This is a genomic window from Microbacterium sp. Cr-K20 (assembly GCF_000708325.1).
Taxonomy (GTDB): domain Bacteria; phylum Actinomycetota; class Actinomycetes; order Actinomycetales; family Microbacteriaceae; genus Microbacterium.
The window spans coordinates 39,792-54,695 of the sequence record NZ_JARE01000075.1; the positions used below are offsets into that span (position 1 = coordinate 39,792).

The following is a 14,904-nucleotide window of genomic DNA, read 5'->3' on the forward strand; positions in this document are numbered from 1 at the left end:
GTGGACTTCGCGCGGATTCGCCCGCCTCGAGGAAGAAGCACGATGAAAGTTCGCACACGCATTGTCGCTCTGGCAGCATTCAGCATCGGCGTTCTGGCGCTGACGAGTTGCACAGGAGGCGGCGGCACCTCCGGCGCCTCGGGCCCCATCGACACATCGGGCGAGCTGAGCGGCACCATCCAGTTCCAGACGTGGTCACTCAAGAACGAGAAGTTCACCCCGTATTTCGAGGACCTCATCGACGCGTTCGAGAAGGAGCACCCCGACGTGACGGTCGAGTGGCTCGACCAGCCGGGCGACGGCTACCAGGAGAAGATCCTGAGCCAGGCGAACGCCGACACCCTCCCCGACGTGCTGAACCTGCCGCCCGACATCGCGTACCCGCTGGTCGCCGCGGGCAAGCTGATCGACCTGGAAACCGCCGACCCCGACCTGAAGACCGCCTACAACACGGGCGCCTGGGAGGCGTACAGCCAGTACCCGGGCATGGAGGGCACGTACGGCCTGCCCTGGTACCTCTCCAGCGACGCCTCCTGGTGGAACCTCGCGCAGCTCGCCCCCTTCGGCGTCACCGAGGAGAACCTTCCGACCACGGTCGACGAGCTCCTCACGCTTGCGAAGGACGTGGCGACGGAGTCCGGCGGCAAGGTGCAGCTCCTCTCCTCGATCCCGGCGCTCGACACGTTCACCGCAGCCGGCATGGAGGTCATCAACGACGAGGGCGAGTTCGACTTCAACACCGACGAGGCCGCCGCGATCATCGAGAAGTACGCCGACGCGTACGCTGCGGGTGCTATGCCGGCCGAGGCACTGACCGGTGACTACGGCGGAAACGCGGAGGCGTACATCCAGGAGAAGGTCGCCTTCACCACCGGCGGCACCGGCTTCACGACCGACCTGCAGAAGGACGCGCCGGCGCTGCTGGAGAACACGGTGGCGACGCCGCGACTCGGTGTCGCACCGCTGTACGTGCAGGGGCTCAACGTCTCCGCCGACTCCGACAACAAGGAAGCCGCGCTCGCCTTCGCGGAGTTCGCGACGAACCAGGAGAACCAGGTGGCGTTCTCGTCTCTGGCCGTCGGCACCGCTCCCGGAACGGCCGAGGGCGGAGACCAGGTCGTCGACAACATCGCCGCGACCGTCACCGACGAGAAGCAGCTGTCGGCGATCGACACCGTCTTCGGCGCGATGAAGGACGCCAAGGCGCTGCCGTTCCAGTGGACCTCCGACATGGCCACGTACATGACCCAGCAGATCGCCCTCGCGGTCAACGGCGAGGCGGACGCGAAGGCCCAGCTCGACAAGATCGTCGAGTACGCCAACGCCAACCGCGTGGACAAGTAAGCCATGCGCGCGGACACCGGCATCACGGCCGGCAGGAAGACGATGAGATCCCACCGGTGGTTCACGCCCTGGCTGCTCCTCGGGCCCGCCGTCGCCTGGGTGCTGGTGTTCGCGCTCTGGCCGTTCCTGAACACGGTCTTCCTCAGCTTCACCGACGCCAAGCCCCTGCGGACGCCCGAGTTCGTCGGCGGGGCGAACTACGAGCGCATGTTCGGCGACGAGATGTTCTGGAACGCCCTGACGACGTGCCTCATCTACGTGGTCGTGTGCGTGCCGCTGCTCACGATCCTGCCGCTGCTGCTGGCGCTGCTCGTGCAGAAGAAGCTCCCCGGCATCTCGTTCTTCCGCACCACGTTCTATTTCCCCGTGATCGCCTCGGTGGTCGTGGTCGCCCTCATCTGGACCTGGTTGTTCGACAGCCGCGGCATCATCAACCAGACGCTCGAGTTCCTCGGGCTGGTCGACAAGCCGATGGCGTTCCTCGTCGACCGCTGGCTGCTGCTCGGCTGCGCCATCCTGCTCACGGTCTGGAAGGGCCTGGGCTACTACATGGTCGTGTACCTCGCGGCACTCGGGAACGTCGGCAAGGAGCTGCACGAGGCGGCGATGCTCGACGGCGCCGGGTCCTTCCGCCGGTTCCTGTCCGTGACGATCCCCTCGGTCCGCGGCGCGATGCTCCTCATCTCGGTGCTCATCGCCGTATCCGCCATGAGGGTGTTCGCCGAGCTCGACGTGCTGTCCAAGAGCACGGGCGGCCCCGGTGGCTACGACATGTCGCTCGTGATGCTCATCCGCCAGGTCGGCTCCGGCCTCAACGGGAACATCGGATACGCGTCCGCCATCAGCGTGGCGCTGTTCCTGCTCACCCTCATCCCGCTCGTCGCGATCGCCGTCATGAATCGCGAGAAGAAGGCGAAGGTCTCCGCATGAGCACGCTCACGCCGCCCCGCTCGACCGACGACGCCCGACCCTCCGAAGAGGTGTCGGCGCCGACCCGCGAGCGCATGTTCCGCCGTCGCGGCTCCGGCGATTTCAGCAAGCCGACCCTCGGCGGTCTGATCGGTCGATACGCCCTCCTCCTCTTCGTCCTGGTGCTCGTCATCGGGCCGTTCATCTGGCAGCTGTCGACCTCGTTCAAGGGGCCGCAGGAGAACATCTACTCCTTCCCGCCCGAGCTCATCCCGCGCGAGCCGACGCTGCAGAACTACATCAGGGTCGCCGACATCGTCCCGGTGTACCTCTACGCCTGGCACTCGCTGCTCGTCTCGGTCGGCACGGTCGTCAGCAACGTCGTCCTGGCCACGTTCGCGGGCTACGCGCTGGGCTGCATGAGGTTCCGCGGCAAGTGGATCGTGATGGCGATCCTGCTCTCCACGCTGCTCTTCCCCGGCGAGGTGACGGTGACGAGCAACTTCCTCACGATCCGCGCCCTCGGGCTGGCCGACACCCTCTGGGGCGTCTTCCTCCCCGGCGCGATCAGCGCGATGAACGTGCTCCTGATCGCCACCGCCTGCCGCATGATCCCGAAGGACGTGCTGGATGCCGCGACGGTCGACGGTGCGACCACCTGGCAGCGCATCCGCCACATCGTGTGGCCGAACATCCGCGGCATGGTCTCGGTGGTCGCGATCTTCGCATTCATCGGGGCCTGGGACGACTACCTGTGGCCGCTCATCGTGCTGTCCGACCCGTCGAAGTACACGCTGACCGTCGGCATGGCGTATCTGAACAGCAGCTTCTCGGTCGACCCGCGCTTGATCGCGGCCGGCACCATGATCGCTCTCGTGCCCATCGTCATCATGTTCTCCTTCACGCAGCGCTTCTTCTTCAAGGGCGTGCAGGAGGGCGCGATCAAGGGGTGAGCGCCGCGCATCTCACGCCGGCGGACGGGCCGGCCGATCCTCCGTCGTCCCGTCCCCGAGCGGGCGTGCTGCCCGGCCCGGTGTTCGCCTTCGCTTTCGATCCCTCTGCCGGCGAGCAGCGGGTCGACGTGCCCGGGCTCACCGACCTCGAGATCTCCCCCGACACCGTGCTGCACTGGGCGTTCTACGCCGACGGCGCCGCCGCGACACTGTCTCCGCACGCAGCCCTCGCTGTGACGGTCGATGTGCGCTTCGCCGACGGCGCACGACTGAGCGACACGTCGGCCGTGCGCGATCGCTACGACTTCCCGATCACCGCGCAGGCGCAGTTCGCCGCCCGCTGGAGCATGCCCGAGCAGTGGAACGCCGACACCGTCTCCCTCGCCCCCTTCGCACGCCGCAGCTGCACGGTCGAGGTCGTGCTCGGCGCCGCATCCCTCCCCGGCACCGCCGACCTCCCCGCGCGGTGCACCGGGTTCGTGCAGGTCGTGATCGAGGAGCGGGCCCCCGCCCGTGACCTCTCGCCCGTCGAACGGGTCGACACCCGGCGCGGCTCGCATTCGGGTCCACGGTTCTCTCGCGGCAACACCATCCCGGCGGTGGCCGTGCCGCACGGGTTCACCTTCGTCACGCCGGCGACCGATGCGGAAGACGCCCGCTGGCCGTACCGGCCGTTCGTGCATGACGACCGGCAGGGGCGACGGCTCGAAGCGCTGCAGTTCTCCCATCAGCCGAGCCCGTGGATCGGCGATCGCTCGGTGCTGCAGTTGATGCCGTTCCTGGGCGCGCCGACCTCGCGCCGCGCCGGACGGCGGCGTTGGATCACCCCCGGCTCCGAACGGGCGCGTCCGCACGAATACTCGGCTGATCTCGGCGACGGCCTGCAGGTCGAGATGACGGCGACGGCGCACGCAGCGGCGTTCCGAGTGCACAGCGCGGATGCCGCCGCCCCGGTCGGCTTCGTCATCGACCAGCTCACCGACGCGGGGCGTCTCTTCTGGACGGATGCCGGCGGATTCGAGGGGTGGATCCCGGAGGGGCCCGAGGACTGGGGCAACGCTCCCCGTTGCTTCTTCGCCGGGACGGTCCGGCACCCCCGCGACGATGAGCGGACACTCGATCGCGGGCCCCTCGATGACGACGGCCGCGGGCGGGTCGCGGGATACGTGGGCGGACGTGGATCGCTCGAGGTGCGGATCGGCATCTCCTTCCTGTCGGTGGAGCAGGCCCGGCACGCTCTGGAGACGGAGGCTCCGCGGTCGAGCGCCTACGGAGAGCTGCGCGATGCGGCCGCCGCCTCCTGGAACCGACTGCTGGGGCGGGTGTCGATCCCACCGCTGCCGGACGCGGAGGCCCCTTATCGTGGGCTCGCCGACGAGGAGCATCGGTCCCGGATCGCGGCCGCGCTCCACCGGATGCACCTGTATCCCAACAGTGCCGCCGAGAACGTCGGGACGGCGGAGGCGCCGGTCTGGCGATTCGCCGACGTGTTCGCCGCGCGCGAGTCACACGACGAGAGCGGAGTCGCACCGGCCGTCGACGGCGAACTCGTCGTGAACAACGGATACTGGGACACGTACCGCACCGAGTGGCCGGCTCTCGCCCTGCTCGATCCCTCCCTCGCTGGGCGGCTCCTCGACGGGCAGCTCGAGCAGTATCGCCGCGGAGGCTGGATGGCGCGATGGAGCGCACCCGGATACGTCGACAGCATGGTCGGCACCTCGAGCGACCAGATCTTCGCCGATGCCGCACGCTGGGGCGTGGACTTCGACCGCGTCACCGCGTTCGAGAGCGGATGGCGGAACGCGTGCGAGCCGGGGCCGGATGCGCGCCGCGGCCGCAAGGGCATCGCGAGGGGCCGGTTCACCGGATACATCTCCTCGAATGTTCCCGAGGGCATGAGCTGGAGCATCGAGAACGCGGTGAGCGATGCCGCGCTCGGGAGGCTCGCGGCGCAGCTCGCCCGAGAGGTCGCATCCGATTCCGCATCCGAGACCGCATCCGAGACCGAATCCGCTGCCGCGCGCTATCGATCCTTCGCCCGATACTTCGCGAATCGCGCCCGGGCGTATCGCACGCTGTTCGACGAAGACACCGGGTTCTTCCGCGGCCGGGACGATCAAGAGGCGTTCTCCGCATCCGGGTTCGATCCGCGATCCTGGGGCGGAGACAACGTCGAGACGAACGCCTGGGGCATGTCGGTCGGCGCCGTGCACGACGGTGCGGGCCTCGCCGACCTCTACGGCGGTCCCGCCGGTCTCGGACGCCACCTCGACGCCCTGTTCGCCGAACCCGAGACCGCCGATGAACGCTTCGGCGGCGCGTACGGCACCGTCATCCATGAGCAGCGCGAGGCGAGGGCGCTGCGTTCCGGGATGTGCGCGATCTCGAACCAGCCGGCGCACCACATCCCGTTCATGTACGCGTTCAGCGACCGACCGTGGCAGTCGGCGCCGCTCGTGCACGACCTCGCCGCGCGCCTGTTCGCCGGAGCGCACATCGGCCAGGGCTTCCCCGGCGACGAGGACAACGGCGAGATGAGCGCCTGGTGGCTGTGGGCCGCGCTCGGCCTCTACCCGCTGGAGCTCGCGTCGGGGCGGCTGCGGATCGGGTCGCCGCTCTTCCACGACATCCGCGTGGATCGCGGAAGCGGTTCCTCCCTGCGCATCCGGTCGCGTCGAGCCACCCCCTCGGCCCACATCCTGCAGGAGGCGCGACTCGACGGGGTGCCCCTACCCTCGGCCGACCTGCCGATCGACGCGCTCTCCGGCGACGCGGTGTTGGAACTGGAGTTCGGCGTCGACCCGGTCGCGGCGCTCGAAGCGGGCTCCTCCCTCGACGACCTCGCGATCTGGTGCCCTGACCTGACCTCCGGCGCCGGTGAGGTCGTCGCCTCCACCGACACCATCCGTCCGGACCGCGTCTTCGACGACGGTGTGCCGTCGGGGGATGCCGGTGTCGCGCTGCGTCGCGGGGAGTGGGTGGGATGGCGGTTCGAGGAGCCTCGCGGCGTGACCGACGTCAGCGTGACCGTGGCGGCGACGGCATCGTCGTCGGCCCTCCGATGGGAGGCCGAGGGGACGGACGGCCTGTGGATCCCCGTCACGATGACACACCGGGCCGAGCTGCCGGCCGACCGCACGACGCCGTTCACCCTGACAGCCCGGACCGTGACCTCGGCGCTCCGCGTGCGCGCGGTGGCCGAGGTCACGCTCCGTCAACTCGAGATCTTCGACCTGGGCTGATCCCTCCGGTCGGCCACTCCTTCTACACGGGCACCTCGTCTCGGCGAGGTACCCACGACGACTGGGCTCGTGGCGCAGCGAGACCGGAATACCGTGACAACGTGGGCCTCCGAACTCAGACTGGAGGCATGCGCTTGAACGACCCTCAGGTATGGACGCTGCTCGGTATCTTCGCGGCTGTGATGCTCGGCGGCATGACGCTCATGACGACGCAGCTCAGCCGCGTGATCCGCGTCGAGGTCGATCGCATCGACGCCACCCTCTCGGCACGTATCGACGGCCTCGACACCGCTCTCTCGGCACGTATCGACGGCCTCGACGCGCGCCTCGGGCGGATCGAGTCCAAGGTCGACGATCTCGACAAGGAGTTGACGAACCTGGTGATGCGGTTCTGGCGGTCTCAGTAGCCCTCCAGGCAGACGAGCGCCGGGTCAGACCGCCACGTCTCCCACCAGGTTGACCTTGATGCCCATTCCGTCGAACATCGCGGCCTTGGCGATCAGAGCCTTGTCCGCCGTCTCGGCATCCGGAGCGTAGACGAGCTGTGCGTGGTTGGCCTTGTGGCGGGCCATGAACTGGTCGCGGGAGACGCCGTGCAGCACGACGTGCGCGATCGGCCACTCCGGGTTCGTAGCGTCCTTGCGGCGCTGGGTCTCCTCGGCCGGGAGCTCGACGACCGACGCGCGGAAGATGTCGGCCTGCAGGATCCCGTCGGCGATGAACACACGCGACAGCACGATCTCGCCGGGCTTCGAGACGCCGTTGATCGTGGCTCCGCCCGCGGGGAAGAACACGTGCCCCTGCCGCCAGCCCTCGGCGTTCTGCCATCCGCCCAGGTGCGACGCCGGAACCGAGCCCGAGATCTCGTAGACCCAGACGAACTGCCCGTCGTACTCCTCGCCCCAGCGCACGTCGTGCAGGGTGTTGTCGGGCACGAGGCCCATCGCACGCCAGACGCGATCGGTGACCAGAGCGTCCACGGCGACCCCCTCGTCGGCCTCGTTGAAGTGCGGGAACGCGCGGCCGTCGTGCAGCACCCGTGAACCGTCGCGTGAGGTCACCGGCGGACGCTGAGTCGAGTTCAGGATGCCCTCGGCGAGATCGGAGGCCGGAACCAGGTCCTTCAGCCCCTGCTGGTACTGGATGCCGACCGCGTCGAGTCCGAAGTCGTCGGCGATGCGGAGCGCGGCGATGTACATCTTCAGCTGCCACTGCACCTGCTCCCGGGTGAGCTCGGTGGTGGCATTCTCGCCGTACCGGAAGGTCATGCCCGCGTCGATCAGCCAGTCATACGCGGCGTCCGCCTCGGCCTCGGTGACCTCGAGCATCTCGGCGTAGAGGGCCGACTGCGACAGGCGCTCCTTGTAGATGCCGGTCTGGTTGAGCAGCTCGTCGTCGAAGATCGCGTTGTACATGCCCATGCAGCCCTCGTCGAAGACGCCGATGATGGCCTTCTCCGCCAGGAGCTCCGCGGCGAGCGCCTCGCCCAGCTGCTTCTCGGGGCTGTCGGGCAGCGCGGGCAGCGCGCGCACGTGCGAAGCGTCATGGGTGATGGCACCCGTCTCCGTCCACTCCTTGATGCCGGCCTTGAACCAGTCGTCCGAGAAGTCGACCGACCAGATCGTGGCGTAGGGCTTGTCCATCTTCGTCAGACCGGCGTTCAGGCCGAGCAGTCCGACGAGGCCGGGCCAGTCACCGGCGAAGTTCGCGACCGTGAGGATCGGGCCCTGGTGCGTGCGGAGGCCGGCGAGCACGTGGTGGGAGTACTGCCAGACGGCTTCGGCGACGATGAGCGGGGCGTCGGTCGGGATGTTCTTGAAGACCTCGAGGCCCATGCGCTGGCTCGAGATGAAGCCGTGGCCCGTCTCGGGATCGACGTCGTTGGCGCGGATGACGGTCCACCCGAGGTCTTCGAAGACGCCGGTGACGCCGGCTTCGAGCTCGACCTGCACCGGCCAGCCGCCGGTGTTGGCGGCCTCGCGCAGGTCGCCCGACGCGATCAGGTAGGCGGTCTTCGGCGCGGATGCCGGGCGGGACACGGGGGCGGGAAGTGCGTAGGTGGTCATGATTCCTCCGGGGTTGAGTGGGATGACGTGCCGCGCTGCTCAGCGGCGAGTTCGTGGACGACGCCCTTCGTTCCGTCGTACAGACGCACGTAGCGGTCGAACAGGGTGTCGTAGGCGGTGCGCAGCTCGGCGTTCGGGGTGATGCGCTCCGTGATGGGGTTCCAGTCGGTGATGAGCGGCGCCTCACCGTCGGCTGCCACGGCGACGGCGGCCAGGAAGGCGGCCCCGTAGCTCGCACCGATCGTGGTCTCCGGCACCTCCTGCACGAGACCGGTGACGTCGGAGACGATCTGCAGCCACAGTCTCCCCTGCGTACCGCCGCCGACCGCGACGATCCGGCGGATGTCGGCGCCGGCGGCCCGCATGGTCTCGACGTTGTGCCGCACGCCCAACGCGGTGGCCTCGAGCGCCGCCCGGTACAGGTCTCCCCTGGTGTGCTCGAGCGTCAGCCCGGCGATCACGCCTCGCGCGTCCGGGTCCTGGATGGGGGTGCGCTCTCCTGCGAAGTACGGGAGCATCAGCACACCCCGGGCGCCGACCCCCGATGCCTCCGCCTCGGCGAGGAGCTGCGGGTAGTCGGCACCGGTCAGCTCCTTGAGCCACGCGGTCAGCGCGCCGGAGGTCGAGAGGCCTCCGGCGAGGTTCCGGGTACCGGGGAAGGCGCCGGCCGTGGTCCACATCGACGGCGTGCGCAGCGCGGGCTCCCCCGGCGTCACCGCGCTGGTGAAGACCATGAACATCGTCGTCCCGTACATCAGCATCAGGTCGGCGGTCTCATGCGCGCCCACGCTGACGGCCTCGGTCCAGGCGTCGATCGTGCCCGTGATGACGGGCGTCCCTGCCGGGATTCCGGTCGATTCGGCTGCCTGCAGGGTGACGGTGCCGGCGATGTCGCCGGCCCACGCGAGGCGCGGCTGCACGATCGTGGTGGCGTAGCGACCCCAGAACGGGGCGTGCCACCGCTCGCTCTCGATGTCGTAGAGGGGAGAGACCTGGCTCGCGGACTGATGGTCGAAGACGTACGCGCCGGTGAGCCGACGGACGAGCCAGGATGCGGGCATGAACAGCCGTCTGGCGCGCGCCCAGGCCGCCGGCTCCTCCTCCGCGATCCAGGCGATCTTCGGCCCGCCGGCCTGCGACGTGAGCACCGAGCCTCCGATGCGGGTGATCTCGTCCACGCCGAGCTCGGCGGTGATCCTCTCGATCTGGGCGGAAGCGCGGGTGTCGACGCCGTAGAGGATCGCGGGTCGGACCGGCTGGTCGTTCTCGTCGGCGAGCAGGATGCAGGGACCCATCCCGCTGACGCCGACGGCGACGACCTCGGCATCGGGGTGCGCGGCGAGCAGTTCGCGGGCGATGTCGACGAACTCGTCCCACCAGATCGAGGCATCCAACTCCACCCAGCCGGTGTGCGGCCGGGAGACGTCGTGCTCGCGGGTGGTGGTGGCGATGATGGTTCCGTCGGGCCCCACGAGCACGCCTTTGGTGCTCGATGTACCGACATCCACCCCGAGGGTGCATCGCATGGTGTCCTCCTTGATCACGCCTGAGGAAAGCGTAGCTGAAATCGATTTCACGATGCAAGCAGGAGATCGTGGTTACGCATGCACCGTCCATCACCGAGGCGATGCGGGGCGAAGCCCTACGCGGAACGCCGCGCGATCGCCTGCCGGGTCTCGCCCCGCAACACGACCGTGCGCGCAGGGTGGGTGTCGCCGGCGATGCGCTCGAGGAGCATGCGCGCCGCCGTCACACCCATGTGGCGCGCGGGCAGCTGCACCATCGTGACGGCGGTCGGCGAGAGCGTCGTGAAGGGCAGCGACCCGACGACCGCGACCCCGACTGCCGGTGGGGTGAGTCCGTGTTCGGTGAGCACCTGGATCGCTCCGACGCCGATGAGGTTGTTTCCGGCGACGACGGCGTCCGGCGGGTCGGGAAGGGCGAGCAATTCCTCCATCGCCGCTCGCGCGCCGTCGACACGGAACGTCGCGAACCGTTGCAGCTCGTCGATGTCGGCATCGCGTCCCGCCGCTGCGAGCGCCTCTCGCCAACCCGCGGCGCGTTCGGCAGCGGTGTCGATATCCTCCGGACCGCCGATGTACGCGATTCGCCGGTGGCCGGCGGCGATCAGGGACTCGGTCGCCGCGACGCCCGCCTCTCGGTTCGCCATCACGACGAGATCGAGCTCGTGACGGGTGGCGCGGTCGACCGCCACCACCGGTCGGCCGGTGGAGAGGATGCTGTCGAGATCCGTCGCCTTCGACGCCGCCGCGATGATGACGCCGGACATGTGCTCGGCGATCGCGATCTGCAGGTACGTCGCCTCCTTCTCGGTCTGCGAGTCGGAGTTGCAGAGCACCACCGAGTACCCGGCCTCGGAGGCCACATCCTCGACGCCACGGGCCATCTCCGTGAAGTAGGGGTTCTCGATGTCGGGGATGACGAGGGCGATGACCTCGGACGTCTGGGTGCGCAGCGTGCGGGCGGCGCGGTTCGGCGTGAAGTTCAGCTCTTCCGCCGCGGCGCGCACGGCTTCGATCTTCTCGGGTGAGACCCTGGTGCCGTTGAACACCCGCGAGACCGTCGCCGGCGAGACGCCTGCGCGCCTCGCGACGTCGTAGATCGTGGTCATTTCCCGCCCTCTGCTGCCCGGATGCTTCACCCTACCGGCCTCTCCGGACGACGCTCGCGATCCCCCATCACGAGACGTCGCGGGCATCCTCCTCGGCGGTGACCGCGATGTTCTCCTGTAGGCGCGCGAAGACCGCATCCAGGCGCGCACGACCGTCGTCGTCGAGCGCCGGGAGCGGCGAGCGGCAGTCGCCGAGCGGGACCGACAGCTTGCCGCCGAGGTACTTGGCCGCGCCGAACACGCCGACCTCGACCATGCCCTCGACCGTGTCGTTGATGCGCACCTGCACGGCACGCGCTCCGGCGAGGTCGCCGGCGTCGAACCGTCGACGCAGCGACAGGAAGAGCTCTAACTGCAGGCTCACGGTGGTGCCGATCGCCCCACGTGCGCCGATCGACAGCGCCGGCAGATAGAACTCGTCGAAGCCGTTGATCAGGGTCAGGTGCGGGTAGCGGCGGAGGATCCGCTCGGCCCCGTACAGGTTGCGCGAGGTGTGCTTGACGCCGATCACCTGGGGCAGCGCGAGCAGCTCGTCGAAGCCGCCCTCGGAGATGTCGCGCCCAGTGAACTGCGGGATGTTGTAGAGGATGAAGGGAAGCTCGACCGCGTCGATCACGGTGCGGAGGTGCCGCACCACATCCGCCGTCGAATAGCCGTAGTACAGCGGCGGGATCATGGAGATCGCTGCGACACCCGCGTCTTTCGCTGCGGCGGCGATGCGCACCGCCTCCCCCGTCGACATCGCGCCGACGTGGGAGACCACGGGCACGCGCCCCGCGGCAGCCGTCACCGCGGTCTCGGCCACCGCGATGCGCTCGGCCTCGGAGAGCAGCACGCCCTCGCCGGACGACCCACAGATGTAGAGGCCCTCGACGCCGCGCCGGATATCGGTGTCGAGCATGGTCGCGAGCGCGCCGTGATCGACGCTCTCGTCGCGGCGCATCGGGGTGACCGCCGCTGTGAACAGGCGCGTGCCGAGAAGATCACTCACCATGCGGTCCACCCGCCGTCGACCACGAGGTTGGAGCCGGTCATGTATGTCGACGCGTCGGACGCGAGGAAGACCAGCGCGCCGTTGTACTCGTCGGCCTCGGCCATGCGACCGATCGGCATCCGGGCGATGTAGTTCGCCTGGAACTTCGCATCCTGCGTGTCCCGGCGGACGCCCGAGGGCGTGAGCGTGTTGACGCGGATGCCCGCGCGCCCCCAGTACGTGGCGCAGTAGCGGGTGAGGTTGTAGAGCCCCGACTTCGCCGCCGAGTACGCGACCGGCTTGATGAAGGGGATGCCGGTGTCCTCGGCCTTGTAGGCGTAGATGTCCTGCACGGGCGACACCATCCCGTAGATGGATCCCACATTGACGATCGAGCCGCCGACGCCGGCATCGCGCATCCGCCGACCCGCCGCCTGCGTCACGAGGAACGTGCCGACGAGGTTGGTGTCGACGACCTCGCGGAACACGTCGACCGGGAACTCCTCGAACGGCCCGGAGACCTCCGGCGGCGCGCTGGGCTGCGTGTCGAGTCCGGCGTTGTTGACGACGACGGTCGGCACGCCCCAGGTCGCCGCGACCTGGTCGAGCCCTGCGTCCACGCTGGCCTGGTCGGTGATGTCCATCGCCACGGCGAGCAGGCGCCCATCCGGGTCGTCGATGCCGAGACGCGCGGCGGGGTCGGCCACCTCGCTGCGAGAGGTCACGGCGACGCGCGCGCCCCGCTGGTGCAGCGAGCGGACGAACTCCGCGCCGATCTGGCCGAAGCCGCCGGTGACGACGATCACCTTGTCCCGCACCGAGAAGAGCGGGTCGAGTCCTTCAGACATGTATCGATACTCCAGATTGCAGGGCGGTCAGCCCTTGACGGATCCCGCGGTGAGCCCGGACACGATGCCGCGCTGCGCCCACAGGAAGAAGATGATCGCGGGCAGCGCGAACAGCAGCGCGCACAGCATGACGATGTTCATCGGTGTGTAGAACTGCCCGAGGAACGACGACAGCCCGACGGACGCCGGCCACAGGTCGGACGACGAGATGAAGGTGTTCGCGAACATGAACTCGTTCCAGCCGTCGAAGAACGCGATGACGGCCGCGGCCGCGATGCTCGGCATGATCAGCGGCAGGACGATCGTGGTGAGGATGCGCAGGCGCGAGCAGCCGTCGATGCGGGCCGACTCCTCGATCTCGTACGGGATCTTGTCGATGCCGCTCTTGATGATGAACATGCTCACCGGCATCACGAACGCGGTGTCGGCGAGGACGAGCCCCCAGTGGCTGTTGAGCAGCCCGGCGCCGGCGAAGATCGCGTACAGCGGGACGATGATCAGCGCCTCCGGCAGCATCTGCGTGCTGAAGAAGATGAAGCCGGCGACGCCGCGGCCGTGGAACTTGTACCGGCTGAGCGCATAGGCGGCCATGGTCGCCAGCACGAGGCTGAGGATCGTGGTGCCGGCGGCGATCACGAACGAGTTGCCGAGCCAGCGCAGGATCGGGATGTCGGAGAGGAAGCCGCCCCACTGGCCGATGTTCTGCACCTCGGGGAGCAGCGGCTGGCTGCCACCGTAGAGCGAAGCTTCGGTGCCGAGCGAGGTCGCGAGCATCCAGTACACCGGGAATCCGGCGAAGACGACGAGCAGCGTGATGAGAACGGCCTTGCCGAGGCTGCCGAACTTGGCGCCGATCCCGCGGCGACGCGGAAGATCGGTGGGGATGCGCACGGTGGTCATCGCTGGCTCTCCTGACGTTCTTGGATCTGCTCGACGATGAAGTAGACGACGGTGACCAGCAGCGACAGCACCAGGCCGAGGGCACCGATGGCCGCGGCGCGTCCGAGGTTCTGATCCTGGAACGCCGTGCGGTAGACGTTCACGACGAGCGTGTTGGTGACGTCGAGGGGTCCCCCACCGGTGATCAGGAAGATGATCTCGAAGCGTCGGATCGACCAGATCGTCATGAGCAGCGTGATGACGCGCACGGTCGGCATGATGTGGGGCAGGGTGACCGCGCGGAAGGACTGGAAGCGCGTGGCGCCGTCGACCCAGGTCGCTTCGCGGAGCTCGTGCGGCACGCTCTGCAGGGCGCTGAGCATGACCAGCATCACGAGCGGCGTGAGCTTCCAGACCGTCGCGAGCGTCACCGCGAACAGCCCGTACTTCGGATCGACGAGCCAGCCGTGCTCACCGAGGCCGAGAGCTGCGGTGGTGCGGTTGAGGATGCCCTGCTCGTTGTTGTAGATCCAGACGAAGATGAGGGCGGCGGCCACTGTCGGCACCGCCCACGGGATCGTCGCGATGGCACGGACGATACCGCGCCCCTTGAAGGCGGTGTTGAGCAGCAGCGCTCCGGCGGTTCCGATGCCGACCGAGAAGACCACCGTGAAGAGCGTGTAGAGGAGGGTCGTGATGACGGACGACCAGAACTTGTCGCTCGACAGCAGGTACTCGTAGTTCTCCATGCCGACCGGCCGTCCCCCGGCGGGGTTGACCAGCTTGGTCGCCGTGAACGACAGCAGCACGCCGCGGATCAGGGGGAAGACCGTGAAGACCGCCAGGTACGCGATCGCCGGGAAGAGGAAGAGGTAGGCGCCGTTGCGCTCGATGAAGCGTCCGATCGCGCCGGTGTCGCGGCGTCGTCGCCGGGGCGGCGAAGCTGAGGGCGTCGTGGGTCGCGCCTCGAGCGTGGGGGTGGCCATGGCCGGGTGTCCTTTCGCGTGTCGCGGGGATGGCCGAGGGGCGGGCGGCGGGGGTCACGCCCGCCCCTC

General features: G+C 68.8%; 12 protein-coding genes. 5 read left to right on the plus strand and 7 right to left on the minus strand.

Annotation, left to right across the window (positions count from 1 at the left end; genetic code table 11):
• Positions 1 to 42: 42 nt before the first annotated feature.
• The 5 genes from GZ67_RS0117820 to GZ67_RS0117840 all read left to right on the plus strand — a co-directional run bounded on the left by GZ67_RS0117820 (position 43) and on the right by GZ67_RS0117840 (position 6,858).
• Positions 43 to 1,344, plus strand: coding sequence for an ABC transporter substrate-binding protein (locus GZ67_RS0117820; RefSeq protein ID WP_029261124.1), 1,302 nt, complete (start codon positions 43 to 45; stop codon positions 1,342 to 1,344).
• Positions 1,345 to 1,347: 3 nt separating this feature from the next.
• Positions 1,348 to 2,274 (plus strand): carbohydrate ABC transporter permease, encoded by a 927-nt coding sequence (locus GZ67_RS0117825; protein ID WP_105711556.1) that lies wholly within the window; start codon positions 1,348 to 1,350, stop codon positions 2,272 to 2,274.
• Positions 2,271 to 3,206 carry a carbohydrate ABC transporter permease gene (locus tag GZ67_RS0117830; protein ID WP_136025566.1) on the plus strand — a complete coding sequence of 312 codons (936 nt, stop codon included), beginning with the start codon at positions 2,271 to 2,273 and terminating at the stop codon, positions 3,204 to 3,206. Before GZ67_RS0117825 ends, GZ67_RS0117830 begins: the two co-directional genes overlap by 4 nt.
• Positions 3,203 to 6,451, plus strand: coding sequence for a GH92 family glycosyl hydrolase (locus tag GZ67_RS0117835; protein WP_029261127.1), 3,249 nt, complete (start codon positions 3,203 to 3,205; stop codon positions 6,449 to 6,451). The genes GZ67_RS0117830 and GZ67_RS0117835 overlap by 4 nt, the downstream gene beginning before the upstream one ends.
• Before the next feature lie 128 nt (positions 6,452 to 6,579).
• Positions 6,580 to 6,858, plus strand: a complete 279-nt coding sequence (locus GZ67_RS0117840; RefSeq protein ID WP_029273969.1) for a hypothetical protein — start codon at positions 6,580 to 6,582, stop codon at positions 6,856 to 6,858.
• Positions 6,859 to 6,882: 24 nt separating this feature from the next.
• On the opposite strand, the gene GZ67_RS0117845 is transcribed toward GZ67_RS0117840, so the two are convergent.
• The 7 genes from GZ67_RS0117845 to GZ67_RS0117875 all read right to left on the minus strand — a co-directional run bounded on the left by GZ67_RS0117845 (position 6,883) and on the right by GZ67_RS0117875 (position 14,835).
• A complete protein-coding gene (locus GZ67_RS0117845) occupies positions 6,883 to 8,517 on the minus strand; it encodes a fucose isomerase (protein WP_029261353.1) in 1,635 nt (544 codons plus the stop codon).
• A complete protein-coding gene (locus GZ67_RS0117850) occupies positions 8,514 to 10,043 on the minus strand; it encodes an FGGY-family carbohydrate kinase (protein ID WP_029261352.1) in 1,530 nt (509 codons plus the stop codon). The genes GZ67_RS0117845 and GZ67_RS0117850 overlap by 4 nt, the downstream gene beginning before the upstream one ends.
• Positions 10,044 to 10,159: 116 nt before the next feature.
• Entirely contained in the window at positions 10,160 to 11,149 is a 990-nt protein-coding gene (locus GZ67_RS0117855; RefSeq protein WP_029261351.1) for a LacI family DNA-binding transcriptional regulator, read from the minus strand.
• A 67-nt stretch (positions 11,150 to 11,216) separates the two neighbouring features.
• Entirely contained in the window at positions 11,217 to 12,143 is a 927-nt protein-coding gene (locus GZ67_RS0117860) for a dihydrodipicolinate synthase family protein (protein WP_136025580.1), read from the minus strand.
• Entirely contained in the window at positions 12,137 to 12,970 is an 834-nt protein-coding gene (locus GZ67_RS0117865; protein WP_029261349.1) for an SDR family oxidoreductase, read from the minus strand. The genes GZ67_RS0117860 and GZ67_RS0117865 overlap by 7 nt, the downstream gene beginning before the upstream one ends.
• Before the next feature lie 27 nt (positions 12,971 to 12,997).
• Positions 12,998 to 13,870 carry a carbohydrate ABC transporter permease gene (locus GZ67_RS0117870; RefSeq protein ID WP_081860046.1) on the minus strand — a complete coding sequence of 291 codons (873 nt, stop codon included), beginning with the start codon at positions 13,868 to 13,870 and terminating at the stop codon, positions 12,998 to 13,000.
• A complete protein-coding gene (locus GZ67_RS0117875) occupies positions 13,867 to 14,835 on the minus strand; it encodes a carbohydrate ABC transporter permease (protein ID WP_051662627.1) in 969 nt (322 codons plus the stop codon). Before GZ67_RS0117875 ends, GZ67_RS0117870 begins: the two co-directional genes overlap by 4 nt.
• Positions 14,836 to 14,904: the final 69 nt, after the last annotated feature.